Here is a 23,832-nt window from a genome sequence, read left to right as displayed (position 1 = left end):
CCGCGCCGGTCCCCCCGCAGCGGTGGGCCGCAGCGGTGGGCCGGGACGGCCCGCGCCGCTCCCGCGCGGGCCCGGCGGGGACCCCGCGGAAAACCCCCGGCGGGCGGTGCTCCCTCGCTGCCACACTGCCCGCGCCGGCGCGGTGGCGCGCCGGCGCGTCGTCCGAGGGGGGCCTCCGTGGAGCAGCACCAGCACGTCCGCACGTCCGAGCACCGCCGCCGCCGGCCCGGGAGGGCCGGTCTGCTGCTGGCCGCGTCGCTGCTCGCGGCGGCCGCCGGGAGCCCGCCCGCCGCGGCCGCGCCGGAGATCGGCTTCGAGACCCTCACCCCGGTCTGCTCCCCGGCCCCGCCCCTCGCGCACCCCGGGTGCGCCGCGGGTCGCGCCTACCGGGGCGCGCAGCTGCCCAGCGGGGCCCCGAACCAGCTCGTGCAGCTCAGCGGGCCCGACCGCTACGCCACCGCCGTGCAGATCGCCGAGCACGGCTTCCCCGAGGCCGACGTCGTCGTCCTCGTCAGCGGCGAGGACCGCCACCTCGTGGACGCGCTGTCGGCCGCGCCGCTGGCGCGCAGCCTCGCCGCGCCCCTCCTGCTGAGCACCCGGGACGCCGTGCCCGCGGCCACCGCCGGGTACCTGCGCGAGCACGCCACCGCCTCGGTGCTGCTCGTCGGCGGCCCCGACGCCCTCGGCGGGGGCACGGCCGCGCAGCTGCGGGCCCTCGGCGTCACCGACGTCCAGCGCATCGCCGGGGCGGACCGCTACGCGACCTCGCGCGCGCTCGCGGCGTCCCTGCCGGACGCGGCCCACGGGTGGGCGGCCTCCGGGGAGGACGCCCACCTCGTCGACGCGCTGGCCGCCGCGGGACCGGCTGCGCGGCTGGGGGAGCCGCTGGTGCTCGTCGCCGACGACGACCCCCTGCCCGCCGCCGCCGCGCTGGAGGCGCTCGGCGTCACCTCGACCACGGTCGCCGGCGGTCCCGAGGGCGTCCTCCCCGAGGCGATGGCCCCGCTGCCCACCCCCCGCCGCAGCGCGGGCACCGACCGCTACGGCACCGCCGCGGCCCTCGCGCAGGAGGCGGTGGACCGCGGTGTGCCCGCCGCCGACCTCCTCTTCGCCCCGGGAGTCACGGGGCACCTGGTGGACGCCCTGGCCGCCGGGCCGCTGGGCCGGGCCACCCTGCTGGCGGGGGACGGACCCTCCTCGCAGGACGTCGTCGAGGCGTGGTTCGACACCCACGGCGCGTGGCGGGTCACCGCCGTGGGCGCGGTGGAGGTCGAGGGCGGTGACGCCTGAGCGGCGACGGGGGCCCTTTGGGGACGACAACGGGGGGCGGTTCCTGCAAGCTCGGCCTGGTGTGTGACGCGACGCCGCCGAGGCAGCTCGACCTCCCCACCGACGAGCGGGCCCCGGCGCACGCCCGGCGCTTCCTGGAGGAGGCGGTGTGCCCCGTCCACGCCGCCTGCGTCCTCGACGACGCGACCCTGCTCGTCACCGAGCTGGTGACCAACAGCCTCCGCTACGGGGCGCCGCCGCTCACGGTGCGGGTCGTCTGCGACGGGACCGCGGGCCTGCGCGTGATGGTCAGCGACGGCGACCCGGGCGCGCCCGTCCCGCGCACGGCCGGCGCGGAGGACGAGTCCGGGCGCGGGACCACCCTCGTCGACTACATCAGCGACGCGTGGGGCGTCGAGCCGCACGAGGACGGCAAGACCGTCTGGTTCAGCCTCACCGCCTGACCCCCGCCCGCGCGGCCGGGTGAGGATGGGGTCGTGCGACCCCCCGCCTCCTGGTCCCGCGTCTGGCACGCGGTCCTCGCCCTCGTCGTGCTCGCCTCGCTGGTGGCGCAGGTCGCCCTGGTCGTCGCCGGCGGCGGCGACGCGAACTCCGGGGAGGCGGGCACGGAGGTGCCGGTCTCGACCCGGCTGGTCCGGCTGTTCAGCTTCTTCACCGTCCAGAGCAACCTGCTGGTGCTGGCCGCGGCGGTCCCGCTGGTGCTGGACCCGGTGCGCGACGGCCGGTTCTGGCGGGTCCTGCGCCTGGACGGCCTGCTCGGCATCGTCGTGACGGGGGCGGTGTTCGGGGCGGTGCTCGCCCCCCTGGTGCAGCACGCGGGCGTGGGCTGGTGGATCAACGCCGGGTTCCACTACGTCTCCCCGGCGATGGCGCTGCTGGGCTGGCTGCTGTTCGGGCCCCGCCCGCGCATCGACGGCCGCACCCTGGCGTGGGCGTTCGCCTGGCCCGTGGGCTGGGTGGTCTACACGTTCGTGCGCGGCGCCGTGGTGGGCTGGTACCCGTACCCGTTCCTCGACGTCGAGGCCGTGGGGTACGCGACCGCGCTGCGCAACACCGGGTTCGTCGTCGTCCTGGCGGTGCTGCTGCTGGCCCTGTTCCGCTGGCTCGACTCCCGGCTGCCCCGGGTCGACGACCCCCGCTGACCGCTCTCTGCATGCACCGAGGGGGTTGACGGCCCTCGGGGGCGGGTCCAGGGTGGCGCTGTGCATGCACAGCGACGGGGCGGGGCGACGGAGCGGACCTACGCCCGGCTGCGCCGGGACGTCCTCGACGGGGTCCTCGCCCCCGGGGCGGCGCTGGCCGAGCTGGAGCAGAGCGCCCGGCTGGGGGTGTCGCGGACCCCCGTGCGCGAGGCGTTCGCCCGCCTCGTCGCCGACGGCCTGGCCCGCCCGCTGCCCGGGCGCGGGCTCGTGGTCGCCCCGCTGGACCTCGACGGCCTGGACCACCTCTACGACCTGCGCGAGGCGCTGGAGGTCAAGACCGCGCGGCTGGCCGCGGCGCAGCGCCGGCCGAGGGTGTTCGAGGAGTTCGCCGCCCGCTTCGGGCGCGCCCCGGGGCTCGTCGACGCCGGGGAGCTGGAGGCCTACTACGCCGTGACCGCGGAGTTCGACGAGGCCCTCGACGAGGCGGTCGCCAACCCCTGGATGACCCGGGCCCTCGCCGACGTCCGCACCCACCTGGTGCGGATCCGCCGCCTCGCCCGCCACGACCCGCAGCGCCTGCGCGCGGCCGCCGCCGAGCACCAGCTCATCGCCGAGGCGGTCGCGGCCGGTGACGCCGACCTCGCCGCCCACGCCGTCCACGTCCACCTGCACCGCAGCCGGACGCACTTCCGGGCCCACCTGGACCACGAACCGGCCGTCGAGGAGGTCAGCGCGTGAGGGAGCACGAGGTCAGGGTCCGCCGCAGCGACGAGGAGTTCCCCCGCGAGGAGGAGCTCGCCTGGCAGCTGGCCCGGGTCGCCACCGACGACGTGCCCGTCGACGACGACGTCGCCGGGATGGTCGTGAACCGGGTCCTGGACAACGCCGCGGTGTCCGCCGCGTCGCTGCTGCGCGCCTCCGTCGTCGCGGCCCGCGCGCAGGCGCTGGCCCACCCGCCCTCGCGCGGGGGCGCCGGGGCCCGCGTCGCGGGGACCACCGAGGACGTCTCGCCGGAGTGGGCGGCGTGGGCGAACGGGGTCGCGGTGCGCGAGCTCGACTTCCACGACACGTTCCTGGCCGCGGAGTACTCCCACCCCGGCGACAACGTCCCCGCGCTGGTCGCCGTCGCCCAGCACCTCGGGGTGGACGGCGCGTCGCTGCTGCGCGGGATCGTCGTCGCCTACGAGGTGCAGGTCGACCTGGTCCGGGCGATCTCCCTGCACCGGCACAAGATCGACCACGTCGCCCACCTCGGGCCCTCGGTCGCGGCAGGGCTGGGGGCGATGCTGCGGCTGCCCACCGCGGTGGTGCACCAGGCGATCGGGCAGGCCCTGCACACCACCACCGCCACCCGGCAGTCGCGCAAGGGCGCGATCTCGACGTGGAAGGCGTACGCGCCGGCCTTCGCGGGGAAGGTCGCGATCGAGGCCGTGGACCGCGCGGTGCGCGGGCAGACCAGCCCGGCGCCGATCTACGAGGGCGAGGACGGGGTGGTCGCGTGGCTGCTCGACGGCCCCGACGCGCTCTACCGGGTCCCGCTGCCCGAACCGGGCGAACCGCGTCGCGCGATCCTCGACACCTACACCAAGGAGCACTCCGCGGAGTACCAGGCGCAGGCCGTCATCGACCTCGCCCGCCGCCTGCACCGCGAGCACCCGGAACTGCGCGACCCCGCGAACGTCGCCTCGATCGTCCTGCACACCTCCCACCACACCCACGTCGTCATCGGCTCCGGTGCGAACGACCCGCAGAAGTACGACCCGGCGGCCAGCCGGGAGACCCTCGACCACTCGGTGCCGTACGTCTTCGCCGTGGCGCTGCAGGACGGCGGGTGGCACCACGTCGACTCCTACGTCCCGGCCCGCGCCGCCCGCCCGGACACCGTCGCCCTGTGGCGCAAGGTGTCCACCGTCGAGGACCCGGAGTGGACCGAGCGCTACCACGCCACCGACCCGGCCCGGAAGGCGTTCGGCGCGCGGGTCGTGGCGACGCTGACCGACGGGTCCACCGTCGTCGACGAGATCGCCGTGGCCGACGCCCACCCGCTGGGCGCCCGCCCCTTCACCCGGCCCCAGTACGAGCGCAAGCTCGCCGTCCTGGCCGAGGGGGTCCTGGCGCCGGAGGAGGTCGAGCGGTTCACGGCCCTCGCCCGCCGGTTGCCGGAACTGTCCGCGGGCGAGGTCCGCGACCTCGGGATCGTCGCCCCGCCCGACCTGCTGTCCACCGTTCCGCTGCCGCGCGGGCTGTTCTGAGGAGACGCACGTGCTGAACTCGTCGACGACGCCGAGCGCCAAGCGCACCGCCCTGCGGGAGGCCCTGCGCGGCAGCGAGCTGCTGCGGTTCCCCGGGGCCTTCAACCCGCTCTCCGCGAAGCTCGTGCAGCGGCACGGGTTCGAGGGGGTCTACGTCTCCGGGGCGGTGCTGTCGGCCGACCTCGGGCTGCCCGACATCGGGCTGACCACCCTCACCGAGGTCGCCGCCCGCTCCGCGCAGATCGCCCGGGTCACCGACCTGCCCGTCCTCGTCGACGCCGACACCGGTTTCGGGGAACCCCTCAACCTCGCCCGCACCGTGCAGACCCTGGAGGACGCCGGGGTCGCCGGCCTGCACGTCGAGGACCAGGTGAACCCCAAGCGGTGCGGGCACCTGGAGGGCAAGTCCGTCGTCGACGAGGCGACCGCGGTGCGCCGGGTGAAGGCCGCCGTCGACGCCCGCCGCGACCCCGACTTCCTCGTCGTGGCCCGCACCGACGTGCGCGGGGTCGAGGGTCTCGACGCCGCGGTGCGCCGGGCGAAGGCCCTCGTCGACGCCGGCGCCGACGCGGTGTTCGCCGAGGCCATGGCCGACCTCGCCGAGTTCGAGGCGATCTGCTCCGCCCTCGACGTGCCGGTGCTCGCGAACATGACCGAGTTCGGGCGCAGCGACCTGTTCACCCACGACCAGCTGCGCGACGCCGGGGTCCGCATCGTCATCCACCCCGTGTCGCTGCTGCGGCTGGCGATGGGGGCCGCCGACCGGGCCCTGGCGGAACTCTCGGGGACGGGGACCCTCGCCGCGCAGGTCCCGCGGATGCAGACCCGGGCCGAGCTGTACGACCTCGTCGACTACGCCGGCTACGGCGACTTCGACTCCGGCGTCTTCGACTTCAGCCTGGAGGGGAACCGGTCGTGACCGTCCACAAGGGCCTGGCCGGCGTCGTCGCCGACACCACGGCCGTCTCGAAGGTCGACCCGGAGACGAACTCGCTGCTGTACCGGGGTTACCCGGTGCAGGAACTGGCGACCCGCTGCTCCTCCGAGCAGGTCGCGCGGTTGCTGTGGGACGGGGAACTGCCCTCCGCGGCGGAGCTGGAGCGGTTCCGGGCCCGCGAGCGGGAGGGCCGCCGGCTGGACGAGCGGGTGCGGCGCACGATCGACGACCTCCCGCTGACGGCGCACCCGATGGACGTCGTGCGCACCGCGGTCAGCGTCCTCGGCGCCCTGGACCCCGCGGCGGGGGACGCCTCGCCCGAGGCGGAACTGGCCAAGGCGGAACGGTTGTTCGCGGCCCTGCCCGCGGTCGTGGCCCACGCCCAGCGCCGCCGCCTCGGCGGGCAGGCGCCGCCCCCGCGCGACGACCTCGACCACGCCGCGAACTTCCTCTGGATGGTGACCGGCGCCGAACCCGACGCCGTCGCGGTGCGGACCTTCGAGACCTCGCTGGTCCTCTACGCCGAGCACTCCTTCAACGCCTCGACGTTCGCGGCGCGGGTCGTGACGTCGACGCTGTCGGACCTGCACTCGGCGGTGACGGCGGCCGTGGGCGCGCTCAAGGGTCCGCTGCACGGCGGGGCGAACGAGGCCGTGTGGGAGGCGTTCGAGGAGATCGGGCTGGGGGAGGGCTCGCCCGGGCGGGCCCGCGCGTGGCTGGCCGCGGCCCTGGCCGGGCACCGGAAGGTCATGGGTTTCGGCCACCGCGTCTACCGCCACGGCGACTCCCGGGTGCCGACCATGCACGCGGCGCTGCGCGAACTCGCCACCGACCGCGGCCGCCCCGACGTCCTGGAGCTCTACGACGCCCTCGAGGCGGAGATGACGCGGGCCAAGCAGATCCTGCCCAACCTGGACTACCCCGCCGGCCCCGCCTACCACCTGCTGGGCCTGGACACCGACCTGTTCACCCCGGTGTTCGTCGCCGCCCGCGTCGTCGGCTGGACCGCGCACGTCGTGGAGCAGCGGGGCGCGAACTCGCTGATCCGCCCGCTGTCGGAGTACGACGGGCCGCCGCTGCGCCACCTGCCCGCCTGACGGGGTGCGCGGGCGGGCGGGGCGCCGCCCACCTACGCTGACGGGGCCGTCGACGGTCGACGTCCACCGGGAGAACGGGGCCCGCTCGTGGCTGAACCCTTCGTCGAACTCGCCGTCGTCCGCCGTTCCGGGTTCGTCGAGAGCCGCCACTGCGGCGCGCTGCTCGCCCTCGACGCCGATGGCGGGGTGGCGGCCGAGCTGGGCGACGGCGACGCCCCGGTCCTGCCGCGCTCGACGGCGAAACCCCTGCAGGCGACGGCCTGCCTGCTGGCCGGGGCGCCGCTGGAGGGCCCGGCGCTGGCGATCGCCGCCGGCAGCCACACCGGCACCGACGCCCACGCCGACGTCGTGCGCGCCGTGCTGGCCGAGGCCGGGCTGACCGAGGACGCGCTGGGCTGCCCCGCGGACCGGCCCCAGGACGGACCCACCCGCGACGCCCTGGTCCGCTCCGGTGAGCCGCCCGCCCGGGTGCGGATGAACTGCTCCGGCAAGCACGCCGCGATGCTGCTGGCCTGCCGCGTCAACGGCTGGTCCACCGGCGACTACCTCGACCCCGGCCACCCGCTCCAGCAGCGGGTGCGGGCCGTCACCGAGGGGCTCACCGGGACCCCCGTCCGCCACGTCGCCGTCGACGGGTGCGGCGCCCCGCTGTTCGGGACCACCGTGCGCGGTCTGGCCACCGCCTTCCGCGCGCTGCGGCTCGCCGACCCGGGCGAGCCGGCGGGCCGGGTCGCGGCCGCGATGCGCGCCCACCCGGAGTTCGTCGGCGGCCCCGGCCACCCCAACACCGAGCTCATGCGCCACGTCCCCGGGGCCGTGGCCAAGGGCGGGGCGGAAGGGGTCCTCGGCGTCGCCGGTCCCGGGGGGCGGTCGGTGGCGCTGAAGGTCGCCGACGGCAACCCCCGCGCCACCACCCTCATCGCCCTGGAGGTCCTCGCCGGTCTCGGCGTGGACGTCTCCGGCGTCGCGGACCTGCGCGTCGTCCCCGTCCTGGGCGGGGGCGAGCGCGTCGGCGAGATCGCCCCCGGGGCCGCGCTGCGGGCGTGGGCGGCCACCCGGTGAGCACCCCGACCGCCGTCGAGATCTGCCTCGACGACGTCGAGGGCGCGGTCGTCGCCGAGGAGTGCGGCGCCGCGCGCGTCGAGGTCTGCGCCGCGCTGCCCGAGGGCGGGACGACGCCCAGCGCCGGGCTGCTGACCGCGGTCCTGCAGCGCGTGCGGCGCCTGGAGGTCAGCGTCCTCGTCCGCCCGCGCGCCGGGGACTTCGCGTACTCCCCGGCCGAGGTCGACGTCCAGCTCGCCGACATCGCCGCGGTCCGCGCCCTGCCCGCCCCCGCCGGGGTGCGCCTCGGCGTGGTCGTCGGCCCGCTGCGCCCGGACGGGAACGTCGACACCGACGTCCTGGCCCGCCTCGTGGCGGCCGCCGGGGACCTGCCCGTGACGTTCCACAAGGCCTTCGACACCCTCCCCGACCTGCCCCGGGCGCTGGAGACCCTCGTCGACGCGGGCGTGGCGCGGGTGCTCACCTCCGGCGGCGCCCCCACCGCCGCCGAGGGGGCGGACGTCCTCGCCGACCTCGTCGCGCGCGCCGACGGCCGCCTCGAGGTCGTGGCCGGCGGCGGGGTCCGCGCCGACCACGTCGCCGCCCTCGTCGCCCGCACCGGGGTCCCCGCCGTCCACCTGCGCGCCCAGGAACCCGTGCCCGCCGCGGCGGCGCCCTCCGCGACCGCCGTCCGCTACGACGCGCCGCGCCTGGCCACCGCGCCCGGGCCCGTGCGCGCCGTGGTCGCCGCGCTGGCCGGCCGGTGAGCGCGGCGGACGCGGTCCTCGCCGTCGACGTCGGCGGCTCCTCCCTCAAGGGGGCGGTCTTCACCACCGACGGGCGCACCCTCGCCCCCGCGACCCGGCCCACCGGGACGGGCACCGCGGCCGTCGACGCGATCGCCGGCTTCCTGCGCGAGCTCGCCGACCGGGCGCAGGCGCAGGGTCTGCACGTCGCCGGGGCGGGGGTCGTGACCCCCGGGACGGTCGACGAGCGCACCGGCGTCGTCGGCTACGCCTCGAACCTGGGCTGGCGCGACGTGCCGCTGCGCGACCTGCTCACCGCCGCCTCCGGCCTGCCGGTCGCCACCGGCCACGACGTGCGCGCGGCGGGTCTGGCCGAGCGGCTCTTCGGCGCCGCGCGCGGGGTCGCCGACTTCGTCCTCGTCCCCCTGGGCACCGGGGTCGCCGCCGCCGTGCGCACCTCCGGGCACACCGTCACGGGGGCCACCGGGGCCGCCGGGGAGTTCGGCCACGTCCCCGTCGTCCCCGACGGCGAGCTCTGCCCGTGCGGGCAGCGGGGGTGCCTGGAGGTGTACGCCTCCGGGGGCGGGGTCGCGCGCCGCTACGCCGCGCGCACCGGCACCGCGCTGCGGGCCGAGGAGGTCGTGGCCCGGCTGGGCCGCGACGGCGCCGCCGACGCGGTGTGGGCCGACGCCGTCGCCGCGCTCAGCAGCGGGCTGGTGACCCTGACGATGCTGCTGGACCCGCGGCTCGTCGTCCTCGGCGGGGGGTTCACCGCGGCCGGGGACGCGCTGCTCGTCCCGCTGCGCGAGCGGCTGTCGCGGCAGCTGGTGTGGCGCGCGGCGCCGGAGGTGCGGGTCGCGCAGCTCGGGTCGGGCGCGGGACGGGTCGGGGCCGCCGTGCTGGCCCTGCGGCGGTGCGGGATCGCCCCGCCCGCCGCGCTCGTCCCCGCCCCCGGCTGACCACCGGGCACCCGTGCCCGCCCGCGGGCACACTGGCCGACGTGGCGACCAGGCGGAGCGCGGGGATCCTGCTGTACCGGTTCGACGCGGCGGGCGGGGTGGAACTCCTCGTCGCCCACATGGGCGGTCCGCTGTGGGCGCGCAAGGACGAGCACGCCTGGTCGATCCCCAAGGGCGAACCCGAGGAGGGGGAGGACCTCCTCGACACCGCCGCCCGCGAGTTCGCCGAGGAGCTCGGGCGTCCCTTGCCGCCGGTGGACCTCGTCCCCCTGGGGGAGGCCCGCCAGGGCGGCGGGAAGGTCGTGACCGTGTGGGCGGGGGAACTGCCGGCCGGGTCCGCCTTCGACGCCGACGACCTCGACCCCGGGACGTTCACGATGGAGTGGCCCCCGCGCTCGGGCCGGACCGCGGAGTTCCCCGAGGTCGACCGGGCCGCCTGGTCCACCCCGGAGCAGGCCCGGTCCCGGCTGGTGAAGGGGCAGGCCGTGTTCGTGGACCGCCTCCTGGAGCACGTGGCGGGGGGAGGTGGGCCCCGGTGACCCCGGGACCGCGCCCCTAGGATCCCCCCGGTGGGATCGACGAGGACTGCGCGCGGCCGGGGCGGTGCCCCGAGCATGGTCGAGGTGGCGGCGCTGGCCGGGGTCTCGGTGGGCACGGTGTCCAACGTCGTCAACCACCCCGAGCGGGTGCGGGCGGAGACGATCGAGAAGGTCCGCGCCGCCATCGAGCAGCTCGGGTTCTCCCGCGCGGTGCCCGTGCGGGCGGCGCGCACCAACCCCAGCGTGGTGGAGGTCGCCGCCGTGGCGGGGGTGTCGGTGGGCACCGTCTCCAACGCCCTCAACCACCCCGAGCAGGTCCGCCCCGAGACGCTCGCCCGGGTCCGCGCGGCCATCGAGCAGCTGGGTTTCACCCCCAACGCCAACGCCCGCTCCCTGGCCGGCGGGGAGAACCGGACCATCGGCCTGGTCGTCGTCGACCTGGGGAACACGTTGTTCGTGGACATCGCCCGCGGCGCGCAGCGCGAGGCCGCGGCCCGCGGCGAGAGCCTGCTGGTGACCAACAGCGACCGCGACGACGCCCAGCAGGACGCCCACCTGGACCTGTTCGAGAGCGCCCGGGTGCGGGGGGTGGTGCTGGCGCCGCTGAGCGACCCGTTCGCGGGGATCCAGCGGGTCCGCCGGCACGGGACGCCGCTGGTCGTCGTGAACTACGACGACGGCCGCCAGGACTGCTGCACGGTGCTGGTCGACAACGAGCGCGTCGGGTACCTGGCCGCCCGGCACATGGTCGAGCTGGGGCGGCGCCGGCTGGCGTGGGTCAGCGAGCTGAACGACCTGCAGCCGGTGCACGAGCGGCAGGCCGGGGTCCGGCGGGCGGTGCGCGAGGCGGGCCGGGGGGTGAGCCTGGTCGAGCTGGACACCGAGGGTGTCGGGGAGAACGACGGCGACCACGTCGTCGAGGAGGTCCTGGCCCTGCCCGCGCGGCGGCGCCCGGACGCCCTGATCGCGGTCACCGACATGCTCGGGGCCTCCGTCGTCGAGGCCCTCCGGGGGGCGGGCCTGTCGGTGCCCGGGGACATCGCGGTCATGGGGTGCGACCACGACGCGCGCGCCTGGGGCGGGGCGGTCCCGCTGACGACGGTGCGGATGGAGGGCGAGGAGATGGGCGCGGCGGCCGTGCGGCTGCTCGCCGACGAGGTCGCCGAGGGCGTCGACCACGTCCACCGCCGGGTGGTGGTGCAGCCCTCGCTGCTGGTGCGCGAGAGCAGCGCCGGCCGCCTCCCGCGCTGAACCCGTCGGGCTCCGCCCGGGGTTGACGTGCCGGGTGGCAGCTCGTACTTTCTCGTCAGCAACGTAATGAAGCGTCTCACTCAATCGCACCGCCCCACCCGTGACCGTCTCGACGAGGAGACCCCCGTGGCCCACCGCACCCGCCGCACGCCCCGAACCCTCCGTGTCCTGGCCGCCCTCAGCCTCACCCCGCTCGTGCTGAGCGCCTGCAGCGCCGGCAGCCTCGGGTCCTCCGACGACGGGGGCGACAGCGGCGCCACCACCCTCACCTTCCTCGTCGACAACGCCCCGCAGACCGTCGCCACCGCCGAGGCGCTCGCCGAGAGCTTCAACGGCTCCCAGTCCGAGGTCCGCGTCGAGGTGGAGACCCGTCCCCAGGGCGGCGAGGGCGACAACCTCGTCAAGACGCGCCTGCAGACCGGCAGCATGGACGACCTCTTCGCCTACAACAGCGGCTCGCTCTTCCAGCAGCTCGCCCCCGCCACGACCCTCACCCCGCTGACCGGGGAGAGCTTCCTCGACGCCGTCGACGACAGCTTCGACCCCCAGGTCAGCGTCGGCGACGACGTGTACGGCGTGCCGCTGGGCACCGCCTTCGGCGGCGGCGTCCTCTACAACCGCGCCGTGTACCAGCAGCTCGGGCTCCAGGTGCCGAAGACGTGGGCGGAGTTCACCGCCAACAACGAGAAGATCAAGGCCGCCGGCATCGCCCCGGTCATCCAGACCTACGGCGAGACCTGGACCTCCCAGCTGCTCGTCCTCGGCGACTTCCACAACGTCGCCACGGCCAACCCGTCCTTCGCCGAGGACTACACCGCCGGGAAAGCCAAGTACGCCACCGACCCGGCGGCCATCAAGGGGTTCGAGCACACCCAGGAGATCCACGACAAGGGTTTCGTGAACGCCGACTTCGCCTCGGCCAAGGTCGAGGACGGCATCCGCACCCTCGCCGCCGGAGAGGGGGCCCACTACCCCCTGCTGTCGGCGAACGTCGCCACCATCCTCAGCGTCGCCCCCGAGAAGATCGCCGACATCGGGTTCTTCGCCCTCCCCGGCGACGACGCCGCCGGCAACGGCCTCACCGCGTGGTTCCCCGGCGGGGTCTACGTCCCGAAGTCGACGACCGGCGAGAAGCTCGACGCGGCCAAGCAGTTCCTCACCTACCTGACCACCACGGACGCCTGCGACATCCAGTCCGAGCAGAGCGTGCCCACCGGCCCCTACCTCGTCGACGGCTGCGACCTGCCCGCCGACGTCCCGCAGGTCACCAAGGACGTCAGCGCCTACTTCGACTCCGGCGCGCAGTCCCCGGCGCTGGAGTACGTCTCGCCCATCAAGGGCCCGGCGCTGGAGCAGATCCTCGTCGAGGTCGGTTCCGGCATCCGCTCCGCGCAGGACGGCGCCGCCCTCTACGACCAGGACGTCCAGAAGCAGGCCCAGCAGCTCGGCCTCGAAGGTTGGTGACCCGGGCCCGATCCGTCAGGAAGGTGAACACCGTGGCCGCCACGACGTCCGCGCCCCCCACCCGGGCCTCGACCCCACCCGCCCGCCGTCGCGGTCGCAGCCCCTACCCGGGCTGGTTCTACCTGCCCGCCGCGATCGTCTACGGGCTCCTGTTCCTGATCCCCACGCTGCTGTCGCTGTACTTCAGCATGACCCGGTGGACGATCTTCACCTCCGAGTTCACCGGGTTCGACAACTTCGTCCAGTTCTTCTCCGAACCGGCCCTCACCAAGGGCTTCGTCAACACCTTCGTCTACGCCGCGATCACCTCCGGGGCCAAGGTCGTCCTCGGCCTGGCCCTGGGCATGCTGCTGACCTCCCAGATCGTCGGGCGCGGGTTCCTGCGCGCCGTCGTGTTCTTCCCCGTCCTGGTCTCCAGCGTCGGGGTCGGCATCACCTTCCAGGTCCTGATGAACCCCTCCAAGGGCGCCGTCAACGCCGCCCTCGGCGTCATCGGCATCGACGGGCCCGGCTGGCTCACCGACCCGTCCCTGGCGCTGTTCTCCGTCGCGATGGTCGACGTCTGGAAGGGCGTGGGCCTGGCGACCCTCATCTACATGGCCGGCATCGTCTCCATCCCCAAGGAGTACTACGAGGCGGCCAAGGTCGACGGGGCCGGCTCCTGGACGCTGTTCCGCGACGTCGTGTTCCCGCTGTCCTGGCCGGCGACGTCCACCGTCGTCACCCTGTCCCTCATCGGGGGCCTGCGCTCCTTCGACCTGATCTGGGCCATGACCAAGGGCGGACCCGGGTTCACCTCCGACGTCATCGCCTCGGTGATCTACAAGCAGTACCAGGCCGGGTTCTACGGCCTGTCCACCGCCGGCAACGTCATCCTCTTCGTCGCGGTCATCGCCGTCGTCCTGCCGCTGACCCGGCTGCTGGCCCGCAAGGAGGTCGAGCTGTGAGCGCCACCACCAACCTCGGCGTCTCCTCCCGCCCGGACGCGGGGGCGGCCCCGGTGCGGACCGGCGGCGGCCGCGTCGGCGGCCCGCGCGCCTCCCTGTACCGCTACGGCGTCGGGGGCCTGGCGATCGCCGTCAGCCTCGTCGTGTTCGTCGTCCCCTTCGCCTTCATCGTGCTCGTCGCGGCGATGGACGCCCGGCAGGCCGGGGAGTTCCGCTTCGCCTGGCCGCGGGAACCGCAGGTGTGGCAGAACCTCGTCGAGGTCGTCCAGACCCGCGACTACCTGCTGGTCATCGCGTTCATCAACTCCATCGTCCTGACCGTGGCCAGCGTCACGATCATGGTCGTGCTGGGGGCGATGGTCGCGTTCGTGCTCCAGCGCCGGAAGTCCCGGGTGACCGCCCTGGTGAACTTCCTCGTCCTGGCCGGGCTCGTCATGCCGCCCGCGGTGGTCCCGACCATCTGGGTCCTGCAGCGCCTCGGGATGTTCGGCACCATGCCCGGGCTGATCCTCGTCGAGGTCGCCTTCGGCCTGTCGTTCACGATCCTGCTGTTCCGGGCCTTCATCTCCACCATCCCCCGCGAACTCGACGAGGCCGCGGTCCTGGACGGCGCCGGGCCGCTGCGGCTGTTCTTCCGCGTCGTCCTGCCGCTGCTGCGCCCGGTGCTGGTGACGGTGGTGCTGGTGCAGTCGGTGACGGTGTTCAACGACTTCCAGACCCCGCTGTACTTCCTGCCCGGCGACGCCGGGGCCACCGTCCAGCTGACGCTGTTCAACTTCCAGAGCCAGACCACGTCCAGCTACAACCTGCTGTTCATGGACATCCTGCTCATCACGATCCCGCCGCTGGTGCTGTACCTGTTCTTCAACCGCCAGATCGTCGCCGGCATGACCTCCGGCGCCGTCAAGGGCTGACCCCGAACCCCGTGAACGGACCCCCCGTGCCCCACCGCCCCGACGTCACCCTCACCGACCTGCGCGCCGAGCACGGCCGGCCCGCGCTCGGCCTGGGCACCGCCCGCCCGCGCCTGTCCTGGATCGCCCGCCCCACCGGCGCGACCCCGCCCGCGTGGCGACAGACCGACCACGAGGTGCGCGTCACCGCCGTGCCCGTCGTCCCCGGCGCGGCACCGCGCGCGTGGACCAGCGGGCGGACCGGGTCCGGCGACAGCGTCCTCGTGCCCTGGCCGGCGCCCGACCTCGCCTCGCGCGAACGGGTCCGCGTGCAGGTCCGCGCCTGGAGCGCGGACCACCCCGACCCCACCGCGTGGAGCGCGCCGCTGGAGGTCGAGACCGGCCTGCTGCACCCCGGCGACTGGGCCGCCGTCCCCGTCGGCCCGGACTGGGAGGAGGAACCCGGAACCGACCACCGCCCCGCCCTGCTGCGCCGGGAGTTCCACCTGCCCGGCCCCGTCGCCCGCGCGCGCCTGCACGTCACCGCGCACGGCGTCCACGAGGTCGAGGTCAACGGCACCCGCGTCGGCGACGAGGTCCTCGCGCCGGGCTGGACGAGCTACCACCACCGGCTGCGGCACCGCACCCACGACGTCACCGCGCACCTGCGCGAAGGGGCGAACGCCCTCGGGGCGTGGCTGGCCGACGGCTGGTACCGCGGCCGGTACGGCACCCACGGCGGGAACCACGACCTGTACGGCACCCGCACCGCGCTGATCGCCCAGCTGGAGGTGGACCTGGCCGACGGCCGCCGCGTCGTCGTCACCACCCACCCCGGCGCCGGGGCCGACGGGGGCACCTGGCGCGCCGCGCACGGCCCGATCACCGCCGCCAGCCTCTACGACGGCGAGGAGTTCGACGCCCGGCTCGCGGTCCCGGGGTTCTCCCGCCCCGGGTTCGACGACTCCGCCTGGGCCGGGGTGCGCGGGTACGAGCGCGACCCGGCGACCCTGGTGGCCGCGCAGGGCCCGCCGGTGCGCTGCACCCGGGAACTGCGGCCGGTGTCCGTGCTCACCACGCCCTCGGGGGCGACGGTCCTGGACTTCGGGCAGAACCTCGCCGGGCGGGTGCGGATCCGCGTCCGCGGGAACGCCGGGGACCGCGTCCGGCTGCGCCACGCCGAGGTCCTCCAGGACGGTGAGCTGTGCACCCGGCCGTTGCAGCGGGCCCGCGCCACCGACACGTACGTCCTGGCCGGGGACCCGGCCGGGGAGGAGTGGGAACCGCGGTTCACGATGCACGGGTTCCGCTACGTCGAGGTCACCGGCTGGCCCGGGCGGCTGGGCGAGGAGGACGTCGTCGCGCGCGTCCTGCACTCCGACCTGGAGCGCACCGGCTGGTTCACCTGCTCCGACGAGCGGCTGAACCGGCTGCACGAGAACGTCGTGTGGTCGATGCGCTCGAACTTCGTCGACGTGCCCACCGACTGCCCCCAGCGCGACGAGCGGCTCGGCTGGACCGGGGACGTGCAGGTGTTCGGCCCCACCGCCGCTTTCCTCTACGACGTGGGGGGTTTCCTGGCGAGCTGGCTGGCCGACGTGGCGGTCGAGCAGCTGCCCGACGGGACCGTGCCCTGGTACGTGCCGATGATCCCCGCCGAGTTCTGGGACCCGCCGCAGCCGGGCGCGGTGTGGGGTGACGTCGCGGTGCTGTTGCCCGCGGTGCTGCACGAGCGGTTCGGCGACACCGGCGTCCTGCGCCGCCAGTACGCCTCCGCCCGCGCCTGGGTGGACCTCGTCGAGCGCCTCGCGGGGCCGTCGAGGTTGTGGAACACCGGGGTGCAGCTGGGCGACTGGCTCGACCCGGCGGCCCCGCCGGAGGAACCGGCCGCGGCCCGCACCGACAAGTACCTCGTGGCGACCGCCTACTTCGCGCACTCGGCCCGCACCCTGGCCCGGATCGCCGGGGTGCTGGGGGAGGAGGCTGACGCGGCCCGCTACGCACGGCTGGCGGCCGAGGTCCGCGAGGCGTTCACCCGCGAGCACGTCCGCGCCGACGGCCGGCTGTCCAGCGACGCGCAGACCGCCTACGCCCTCGCCCTCGCGTTCGACCTGCTGGACGAGCCGCGGCGCGAGACCGCCGGGCGGCGCCTGGCCGAGCTCGTCGCGCAGGACGGCAACCGCGTCGCCACCGGCTTCGCCGGGGTGAACCTCGTCACCGACGCCCTCACCCGGACCGGCCACGACGCGACCGCGTTCGCGCTGCTCACCGAGACGGGCTGCCCGTCCTGGCTGTACCAGGTGTCGATGGGCGCGACGACGACGTGGGAGCGGTGGGACTCGCTGCTGGCCGACGGGACCGTGAACCCCGGGCACATGACGAGCTTCAACCACTACGCGCTCGGGTCGATCGCGGACTGGGTGCACCGCACCGTCGCCGGGCTCGCCCCGGCCGCCCCCGGCTACCGGCGGCTGCTGGTGCGGCCCCGCCCCGGCGCGGGTCTCACCGCCGCCTCGGCCCGCCACGAGACCCCGTACGGGCCGGCCTCGGTGGCGTGGAACCGCCGCGACGGCGAACTCGTCGTCGACGTCGACGTCCCCCTCGGGGTCACCGCCACGGTCGACCTGCCCGGCCGCCCCGCCACCGAGGTCGGCGCCGGGCACCACCGCTTCGCGGTCCCCGACGCGGTCCCCGCCCTGCCCGGCCCCGGCGCCCCCAGCGCGCTGCAGCCCACCTGAGACCCCCACGCACGGAGGAAACATGCCCACCTGGCAGGCCACGATGATCGCCGCGGACGGCGACGCCGACCGCGACGGCGCCCCGCTGCTGCGGCGCCGGTTCACCCTCGACGACGGCCACGGCGCGGTCCGCGACGCCGTCCTGCACGTCACCGCCCAGGGCGTCGTCGAGACGTTCCTCGACGGGCGGGCCGTCTCCGGTGACGTCCTCAGCCCCGGGTGGAGCAGCTTCGAGTGGCGGCTGCGGTACCGCACCCACGACGTCACCGCGGCGCTGAGCACGGGACCCGAGCACGTCCTGGGGCTGGCCCTGGGCAACGGGTGGTTCCGCGGCCGGCTCGGCTGGAACGGCGGCCGCGCGTACTACGGCGAGGACCTGGGGGGTTTCGCGCAGCTGGAGGTGACGTTCGCCGACGGGCACGTCCAGACCCTCGTCACCGACGGGACGTGGGAGTCGCACGCCTCCGCGGTCACCGCGAACGACCTCTACGACGGGCAGGACGTCGACGCCCGCCTCCTCGACCCCGCCTGGGCCACCACCGCCGGCACCGACGACGGCTGGGGCGGGGTGCGGGCGCTGGAGTTCGACACCGCGCTGCTCACCGAGCACGTCGGGCCCCCGGTGCGCCGCCAGGAGGTCCTGCCCGCGCAGCGGGTGTGGACGTCCCCGTCGGGCAGGACGCTGGTGGACTTCGGGCAGAACCTCGTCGGCTGGCTGCGGTTCACCGTGCGCGGCGAGGCCGGGCAGGTCGTCACCCTGCGCCACGCCGAGGTGCTGGAGGACGGCGAGCTGGGCGTGCGCCCGCTGCGCACCGCGAAGGCCACCGACACGTTCACCCTCTCCGGCGGCGACGACGTCTTCGAACCCACGTTCACGTTCCACGGGTTCCGCTACGCCGAGGTCGACGGGTGGCCCGGGGAACTGCGCACCGACGACCTCGAAGCCGTCGTCGTGCACTCCGAGCTCGAACGCACCGGCGAGTTCGAGTGCTCCGACGAGATGCTGAACCAGCTGCACCGCAACGTCGTGTGGGGGACGAAGGGGAACTTCCTCGACGTCCCCACCGACTGCCCGCAGCGCGACGAACGGCTCGGCTGGACCGGCGACCTCGCCGTGTTCGCCCCCACCGCGGCGTACCTGTACGACGTGGAGGGTTTCCTGCGCGACTGGATGCGCGACCTGGCCGCCGAGCAGGCCGCCCGCGACGGCCTCGTCGCGTTCGTCGTCCCCGACGTGCTGAAGCACTCCCCGCCCATCGGGGCGTTCCCCGACCCCGACAGCACCGCCGTCTGGTCCGACGTCGCGGTGTGGCTGCCGTGGGCGCTGTGGGAGGCGTACGGCCGGCGGGACCTGCTCGCCGAGCACTACCCGGCGATGACCGCCCACGTCGAGCGGGTCCTGACCCTGCTGTCCCCGCAGGGGCTGTGGGACACCGTGTTCCAGTTCGGCGACTGGCTCGACCCCGACGCCCCGCCGGAACGCCCCGCCGACGCCAAGGCCGACAAGGGCGTCGTCGCGACCGCCTGCCTGTTCCGCTCGCTGCGCACCGTCGCCGACGCCGCCCGCGTCCTGGGGCACACGGGCGACGCCGAGCGGTTCGACGCCGCCGCCGCGCGGATCCGCACGGCGTTCCTGGAGCACTACGTCGACGAGCAGGGCCTCGTCCTGTCCGACTGCGCCACCGTCTACGCGCTCGCGATCGAGTTCGGGCTGCTGACCGGGGCGCAGCGGGAGTGGGCCGGGCAGCGCCTGGCCGAGATCGTCGAGAAGGCCGGGTACCGCGTCTCCACCGGTTTCGCCGGGACCCCGTACGTGACCGGCGCACTGTCCGGCACCGGTCACCTCGACGCGGCCTACCGGCTGCTCACCGAGCGGAAATGCCCGTCGTGGCTGTACCCGGTGACGATGGGCGCCACGACGATCTGGGAGCGGTGGGACTCCATGCTGCCCGACGGGTCCATCAACCCCGGGGAGATGACGAGCTTCAACCACTACGCCCTGGGGGCCGTCGCGGACTGGATGCACCGGGTCGTGGCCGGGCTGTCCCCGCTGGAACCGGGGTACCGCCGGGCGCTCGTCGCCCCCCAGCCCGGTGGCGGCCTCACCTGGGCGCGCGGTTCCCTGCGGACCCCGCACGGGAACCTCGCCGTGCGCTGGGAGCAGGGCGAGGCCGGTCTGGTCGTCGACGTGGAGGTGCCCGCGGGGACGACCGCGGTGCTGCGCCTGCCCGGTGAGGCCGACCGGGAACTGCCCGCCGGCACCCACCGGGTCACGGCGGCGCTCACCGCCCCCTGACCGTCCCGCTCGGGGCGGTCGAGGACCCCGGGTCCTCGACCGCCCTGGCGGGTCGGTGGCGTGCGGGGGGAGGATGGCCGCATCGACGCCACCCACGCCCTGCTCGCCGCCGCCGCCCTGCACGCCGGGTTCCAGGCGGTGGTGACCGCCGTCGTCTACCCCGCGCTCGTCGCGACGCCCGCGCGGGACTGGGCCGCGGTGCACGCCGCCCACTCCCGCCGCATCACCCGCGTCGTGGCGGTGGTCTACGGGTCGGTGGTCGCGGCGTGGGGGTGGGCGCTGGCGACCCTGCCCCTCTCGCCCTGGCTCGGGGTCGCCCTCGCCGGCAGCGTCCTCACCGGCGCCGCGACGGCGTTCTCCGCGGCCCCCACCCACGCCCGCCTCGGGCGGCTGGGCCCGCGCCCGGAGCTGCTGGCGCGCCTGGTGCGCGCCGACGCGGTGCGGCTGGCCGGGGCCGCGCTCACCCTCGGGGGTGCCGCGGGCGCGCTGGGGTGACGCGGACCCCCGCGCCGCGGGCGGGTCCGCCGCGGGCGGGTCCGCCGCGGGGTCAGGCCGGGTCCGCGTCGCCGGGGGGGTCGATCCAGGCCAGGTACAGCCACCGCCCCGCCGGCGTGGGCCGGCGCTCGATGAGCAACCCGCAGGTGACCTCCCGGCCGTCGGCGTGCAGCACCGGCAGGACCAGCGGCTTGCCCAGGACGCGGGACTCCCCGGTGTGCAGGTGGCGGCTGAACCCGGCGATGTGGGCCTCGCGCAGCGCCGGCGGGATGATGGCCACGACCCGGCGGCCCACGAGGTCGTCCACCGCCCAGCCCAGCGCCGCGGCCAGCCCCGCGCTGACGGCCAGGACCCGGCTGCCGGCGTCGACGGCCACCAGGCCCCGGCCGCGGCGGGCCGCCTCGTCCAGCACGGCGGTGAGCGCCTCGTCGGGGACGGCGGCGGGGCCGGTGCCCGGCGCCGGGGTCTCGAACCGCTCGTCCCGCGCCCCCTGCCACGGCCAGGGGGCCCCGCCCCGCAACTGGCTCCGGACCTGGTCGCACACCCAGTCGCGCACCGCGACGACCTCCGCCTGCCCGGGCAGGGCCAGCAGCTCCCCCCGGGCGGCGAGCCGCTCGGCGGTGTCGAGGGCGTCCTGCAGCGCCGCCGCCGCCGGGCCGACCTCCGCAGGCAGGTCCAGCTCCACGTCGATCGGTTCCAGCGCCGTCGGCAGCCCCGTCGAGGGGATCGAGGTGACCGGGGTGCGGCGGCGGGCGTCCTCCGCCGCGGCGATGAGCGCGTTGGAGAAGGACTGGCGGGCCACCTCGACGGCGGCCAGGTCGGCGGTGACCCCGTCGTGGGTGGTCAGGTAGAGCCCCAGCTCGCGCAGCACGGCGTCGTGGTGCTGCCGGGTGGCCGCCCACAGCGTCGGCGGGACCCCCAGCAGCCGCACCGTGGACAGCGCGGCGGGCGGGGCGGTCCCGGCACCGGGAGCCCCGGCCGCCCCGGGCACCTCCCACTGCTCCTCGTCCCAGGCCGCGAGCAGGTCCTCCTCGGAGGGGTCCTCCTGCTGCCCCCGCACCTCGAACCACACGACCTTGCCGTCGGGCAGGGCGGTGACGCCGCAGTCGGCGCTCACCGAGGCCACGAGCGCCATCCCGCGCCCGGTCGTGGCCTGCTCGCCGTAGTGGCGCTGGGAGGGGAGGGAGGGGTTGGAGTCGCGCACCTCGACCCGCACGTGCTCCGGGTGCACCTCGACGTCGACCTCGACGTCGGTGCGCGCGTGCAGGGCCGCGTTGGTGACCAGCTCGCTGACCGCCAGCTCCGCGGCGTCGACCCACTCCTCGCGCCCGGCTCCCTCCAGGACCTCGCGCACCAGCCGGCGGGCCCGCCGGGGAGCACCCGAGTCGGGGGGCAGGAGCACCCGGCGGCCCGACCGCGCCGGGGAGGCACCGGTCGGCCCGGGCGGGGCCGGTGGCGAGGACACCTCAGCAGCTTCTCACCCGCGGGCGGGGACGGGGCGCGGGCCGCTCAGCCGGGGAGGACCGTCCGGGGCACCAGGCGGTGCTCGCGGCCGCGGCGCCACTCCACCAGCAGGGCGGTGGCGTCGTCCTGCAGCACCCCGTCCTGGTGCTGCAGCACCGCGCGGCGCATGCGCCGCAACGTCTCCGGCGCCGCCTGGCCGGCGGCGGCCTCCTGCTCCAGGAAACCGGACAGGCCCTCGACGCCCAGCAGGGCGCGGTCGGTGCCGCGGGCCTCGATGAGCCCGTCGGTGTAGAGCAGCACGGCGTCGCCGGCTTCGAGCTGCTCGTGGGCGACGGTCGGCTCACCGCCGAAGTCCCACCCCAGGGGGAAGAACGGGACGGCCTCCAGGGTCTTGACCACCCGGGCGCCGCGCAGCAGCAGCGGCGGGGGGTGCCCCGCGCTGACCCACGACAGCCGGCCCGTGGGCAGGTCCAGCTCGGCCAGCACCGCGGTGACGTGCCGGTCCCCGCCGAACTGGCTGAGGACCGCCTCGTGGATCACCGCGCGGGCCTCGACGAGCGGCGCCCCCTCGATGCGGGCGCGGCGGTAGGCGGCGAGCGCGACGGCGGTGACGGTGGAGGCGCTCAGCCCGTGGCCCACGCCGTCGAACACGGCCAGGTGCACCCGGTCCTCGTTGACGGCGTAGTCGAAGGCGTCGCCGCCGTTGTCGTAGGCCGGTTCCAGCATCCCGGCCACCACCAGCCCGTCGGTGGCGTACAGCAGCGGCGGCAGCATCGCGCGCATCAGCTCGCTGCCGACGGTCATCGGGCGGGTGCGCTGCACCCGCTCGAAGACGTCGCCGTAGAGGCCCTTGGTGACGATGGTCTGCGCGACGAGGTGCGCGTAGCGCTCGCAGACCGCCAGGAGGTCCTCGCCGACCTGCCCGCCCGGGGCGGGCAGGGTCATCTCCAGCACCCCGATGCGGTCGGTGCTGTCCAGCAGCGGGACCCACACCCGGCGCCGCGCTCCCCGGGGCCCCGCCCCGGCGCCGGTCTCGGTCTCGGCGTCGGCGTCGACGGTGCTCGTGGTGGCGAAGGCCCGCCCGGCCATCGAGCCGTCGACGGGCTGCGGCGGGCGGGGCGGGGAGAGGCGGCTGGGGACCGGCACGAGCGCGGTGAACTCGTGGTTGACCAGGGACACGACGACGTCCTCGGCGCCGAGGCAGTCCCGGGCCTCCTCGATCACCACGCCGGTCAGGTCCGAGGGGCGGGAGAGGTGGGCCCGGCGCAGCAGACCGGCGAACAACCGCGCCGCGGTGACGTCGAGGTCCTCGGGTCCCGGCACGCCGATCATCCTGTCACGGCGGCGCGCAGGCGCCGGTCAGGGACCGGGCGGCACCGAGCGCAGCGAGGGGAACACGTGGGCGGGGTCCTCCCCCTGCTCGAACACCTGCGCGGCGGGCCCGAGACCGACGATCAGCGGGTCGGGGGCGCCGACCACGTCGAGGTCCTTGCCGGTGTAGGGCAGCTGCGTCAGGACGTGGCGCATGGCCTCGATGCGGGCCCGCTTCTTGTCGTTGCTGCGGATGGTCGTCCACGGCGCGTCGGCGGTGTCGGTGTAGAAGAACATCGCCTCCTTGGCCTCGGTGTAGTCGTCCCAGCGGTCCAGGGACTCCAGGTCCATCGGGGAGAGCTTCCAGCGGCGCACCGGGTCCTGCGCGCGCTGGGCGAAGCGGGTGCGCTGCTCGGCGGCGGAGACGGAGAACCACATCTTCACCAGCCGGATCCCGCTGCGGACCCACATCCGCTCCAGCTCGGGGACCTGGCGCATGAACTCCAGGTACTCCACGGGTGAGGCGAAACCCATGACGCGCTCCACCCCGGCGCGGTTGTACCAGGACCGGTCGAAGAGGACGATCTCGCCGCCGCTGGGCAGGTGCGCCACGTAGCGCTGGAAGTACCACTGGGTCCGCTCGCGCTCGCTGGGCTTGTCCAGGGCGACGACCCGGGCCCCGCGCGGGTTGAGGTTCTCGGTGAACCGCTTGATGGTGCCGCCCTTGCCCGCCGCGTCCCGGCCCTCGAAGACGAGCAGCACCTTCTCCTCGGTCTGCTTCACCCAGTTCTGCATCTTCAGCAGCTCGACCTGAAGACCGCGCTTGAGGTGCTCGTACTCGCGGCGGGTCATCTTCTCGTCGTAGGGGTAGCCCTCGCGCCAGGTGTTCTCGGCGTCCTCCACCTCGAGGGGACCGTCCGGGCGGGGGCCAGCGCTCATGCCCCGATCGTGCCCCGTCCCGGCGCCGCCC

The 23,832-nt window shown here is 75.7% G+C and carries 21 protein-coding genes; 18 read left to right on the top strand and 3 right to left on the bottom strand.

What is annotated here, in order from left to right:
• Positions 1 to 177 precede the first annotated feature (177 nt).
• The 18 genes from KRAD_RS10670 to KRAD_RS10585 all read left to right on the top strand — a co-directional run bounded on the left by KRAD_RS10670 (position 178) and on the right by KRAD_RS10585 (position 20,087).
• Positions 178 to 1,290: a cell wall-binding repeat-containing protein gene (locus KRAD_RS10670; RefSeq protein ID WP_012085585.1), complete on the top strand. Its 1,113-nt coding sequence runs from the start codon at positions 178 to 180 to the stop codon at positions 1,288 to 1,290.
• 59 nt (positions 1,291 to 1,349) lie between these two features.
• Positions 1,350 to 1,733, top strand: a complete 384-nt coding sequence (locus tag KRAD_RS10665) for an ATP-binding protein (protein ID WP_238985737.1) — start codon at positions 1,350 to 1,352, stop codon at positions 1,731 to 1,733.
• A gap of 33 nt (positions 1,734 to 1,766) precedes the next feature.
• Positions 1,767 to 2,432: a Pr6Pr family membrane protein gene (locus tag KRAD_RS10660; RefSeq protein WP_012085583.1), complete on the top strand. Its 666-nt coding sequence runs from the start codon at positions 1,767 to 1,769 to the stop codon at positions 2,430 to 2,432.
• Between the two features lie 60 nt (positions 2,433 to 2,492).
• Positions 2,493 to 3,170, top strand: a complete 678-nt coding sequence (locus KRAD_RS10655; RefSeq protein ID WP_012085582.1) for a GntR family transcriptional regulator — start codon at positions 2,493 to 2,495, stop codon at positions 3,168 to 3,170.
• The gene (locus KRAD_RS10650) at positions 3,167 to 4,684 is read left to right on the top strand and encodes an MmgE/PrpD family protein (protein WP_012085581.1); all 1,518 of its coding nucleotides are present in this window, start codon (positions 3,167 to 3,169) and stop codon (positions 4,682 to 4,684) included. The genes KRAD_RS10655 and KRAD_RS10650 overlap by 4 nt, the downstream gene beginning before the upstream one ends.
• Positions 4,685 to 4,694: 10 nt before the next feature.
• Positions 4,695 to 5,603 (top strand): methylisocitrate lyase, encoded by a 909-nt coding sequence (gene prpB, locus KRAD_RS10645; RefSeq protein WP_012085580.1) that lies wholly within the window; start codon positions 4,695 to 4,697, stop codon positions 5,601 to 5,603.
• Positions 5,600 to 6,718: a bifunctional 2-methylcitrate synthase/citrate synthase gene (locus tag KRAD_RS10640; RefSeq protein ID WP_012085579.1), complete on the top strand. Its 1,119-nt coding sequence runs from the start codon at positions 5,600 to 5,602 to the stop codon at positions 6,716 to 6,718. The genes prpB and KRAD_RS10640 overlap by 4 nt, the downstream gene beginning before the upstream one ends.
• An 87-nt stretch (positions 6,719 to 6,805) precedes the next feature.
• Entirely contained in the window at positions 6,806 to 7,780 is a 975-nt protein-coding gene (locus KRAD_RS10635) for an asparaginase (protein ID WP_012085578.1), read from the top strand.
• A complete protein-coding gene (locus KRAD_RS10630) occupies positions 7,777 to 8,526 on the top strand; it encodes a copper homeostasis protein CutC (RefSeq protein ID WP_041293029.1) in 750 nt (249 codons plus the stop codon). Before KRAD_RS10635 ends, KRAD_RS10630 begins: the two co-directional genes overlap by 4 nt.
• Complete coding sequence (locus tag KRAD_RS10625) at positions 8,523 to 9,464, top strand: ROK family protein (protein ID WP_012085576.1); 942 nt, start codon at positions 8,523 to 8,525, stop codon at positions 9,462 to 9,464. Before KRAD_RS10630 ends, KRAD_RS10625 begins: the two co-directional genes overlap by 4 nt.
• A gap of 41 nt (positions 9,465 to 9,505) precedes the next feature.
• On the top strand, positions 9,506 to 10,003 hold the full coding sequence (locus KRAD_RS10620) for an NUDIX hydrolase (protein ID WP_012085575.1): 498 nt from the start codon (positions 9,506 to 9,508) through the stop codon (positions 10,001 to 10,003).
• Positions 10,004 to 10,033: 30 nt separating this feature from the next.
• Positions 10,034 to 11,254 (top strand): LacI family DNA-binding transcriptional regulator, encoded by a 1,221-nt coding sequence (locus tag KRAD_RS10615; protein ID WP_012085574.1) that lies wholly within the window; start codon positions 10,034 to 10,036, stop codon positions 11,252 to 11,254.
• A 27-nt stretch (positions 11,255 to 11,281) separates the two neighbouring features.
• Positions 11,282 to 12,718, top strand: a complete 1,437-nt coding sequence (locus KRAD_RS10610) for an ABC transporter substrate-binding protein (RefSeq protein ID WP_012085573.1) — start codon at positions 11,282 to 11,284, stop codon at positions 12,716 to 12,718.
• A 23-nt stretch (positions 12,719 to 12,741) separates the two neighbouring features.
• Positions 12,742 to 13,665: a carbohydrate ABC transporter permease gene (locus tag KRAD_RS10605; RefSeq protein ID WP_041292027.1), complete on the top strand. Its 924-nt coding sequence runs from the start codon at positions 12,742 to 12,744 to the stop codon at positions 13,663 to 13,665.
• Between the two features lie 95 nt (positions 13,666 to 13,760).
• Positions 13,761 to 14,579, top strand: a complete 819-nt coding sequence (locus KRAD_RS10600; RefSeq protein ID WP_041293026.1) for a carbohydrate ABC transporter permease — start codon at positions 13,761 to 13,763, stop codon at positions 14,577 to 14,579.
• 11 nt (positions 14,580 to 14,590) lie between these two features.
• Entirely contained in the window at positions 14,591 to 17,296 is a 2,706-nt protein-coding gene (locus tag KRAD_RS10595) for a glycoside hydrolase family 78 protein (RefSeq protein WP_012085570.1), read from the top strand.
• 22 nt (positions 17,297 to 17,318) lie between these two features.
• On the top strand, positions 17,319 to 19,592 hold the full coding sequence (locus KRAD_RS10590) for a family 78 glycoside hydrolase catalytic domain (protein ID WP_012085569.1): 2,274 nt from the start codon (positions 17,319 to 17,321) through the stop codon (positions 19,590 to 19,592).
• 60 nt (positions 19,593 to 19,652) lie between these two features.
• Positions 19,653 to 20,087 (top strand): hypothetical protein, encoded by a 435-nt coding sequence (locus tag KRAD_RS10585; RefSeq protein WP_012085568.1) that lies wholly within the window; start codon positions 19,653 to 19,655, stop codon positions 20,085 to 20,087.
• A gap of 52 nt (positions 20,088 to 20,139) precedes the next feature.
• On the opposite strand, the gene KRAD_RS10580 is transcribed toward KRAD_RS10585, so the two are convergent.
• The 3 genes from KRAD_RS10580 to ppk2 are packed head-to-tail and all read right to left on the bottom strand — an operon-like array spanning position 20,140 to position 23,801.
• Positions 20,140 to 21,552: an ATP-binding protein gene (locus tag KRAD_RS10580; RefSeq protein ID WP_012085567.1), complete on the bottom strand. Its 1,413-nt coding sequence runs from the start codon at positions 21,550 to 21,552 to the stop codon at positions 20,140 to 20,142.
• Between the two features lie 44 nt (positions 21,553 to 21,596).
• Entirely contained in the window at positions 21,597 to 22,874 is a 1,278-nt protein-coding gene (locus KRAD_RS10575) for a PP2C family protein-serine/threonine phosphatase (protein ID WP_049821155.1), read from the bottom strand.
• 36 nt (positions 22,875 to 22,910) lie between these two features.
• Entirely contained in the window at positions 22,911 to 23,801 is an 891-nt protein-coding gene (ppk2, locus tag KRAD_RS10570; RefSeq protein WP_012085565.1) for a polyphosphate kinase 2, read from the bottom strand.
• Positions 23,802 to 23,832: the final 31 nt, after the last annotated feature.

It is taken from the genome of Kineococcus radiotolerans SRS30216 = ATCC BAA-149, from assembly GCF_000017305.1.
GTDB lineage: Bacteria > Actinomycetota > Actinomycetes > Actinomycetales > Kineococcaceae > Kineococcus > Kineococcus radiotolerans.
This window is presented reverse-complemented; position numbering and strand designations above follow the sequence as displayed.

Bases quoted from the DNA above. Each gene is read 5' to 3' on its own strand.
- KRAD_RS10590 (WP_012085569.1), top strand. From the start codon at position 17,319: ATGCCCACCTGGCAGGCCACGATGATCGCCGCGGACGGCGACGCCGAC.
- ppk2 (WP_012085565.1), bottom strand. From the start codon at position 23,801: ATGAGCGCTGGCCCCCGCCCGGACGGTCCCCTCGAGGTGGAGGACGCC.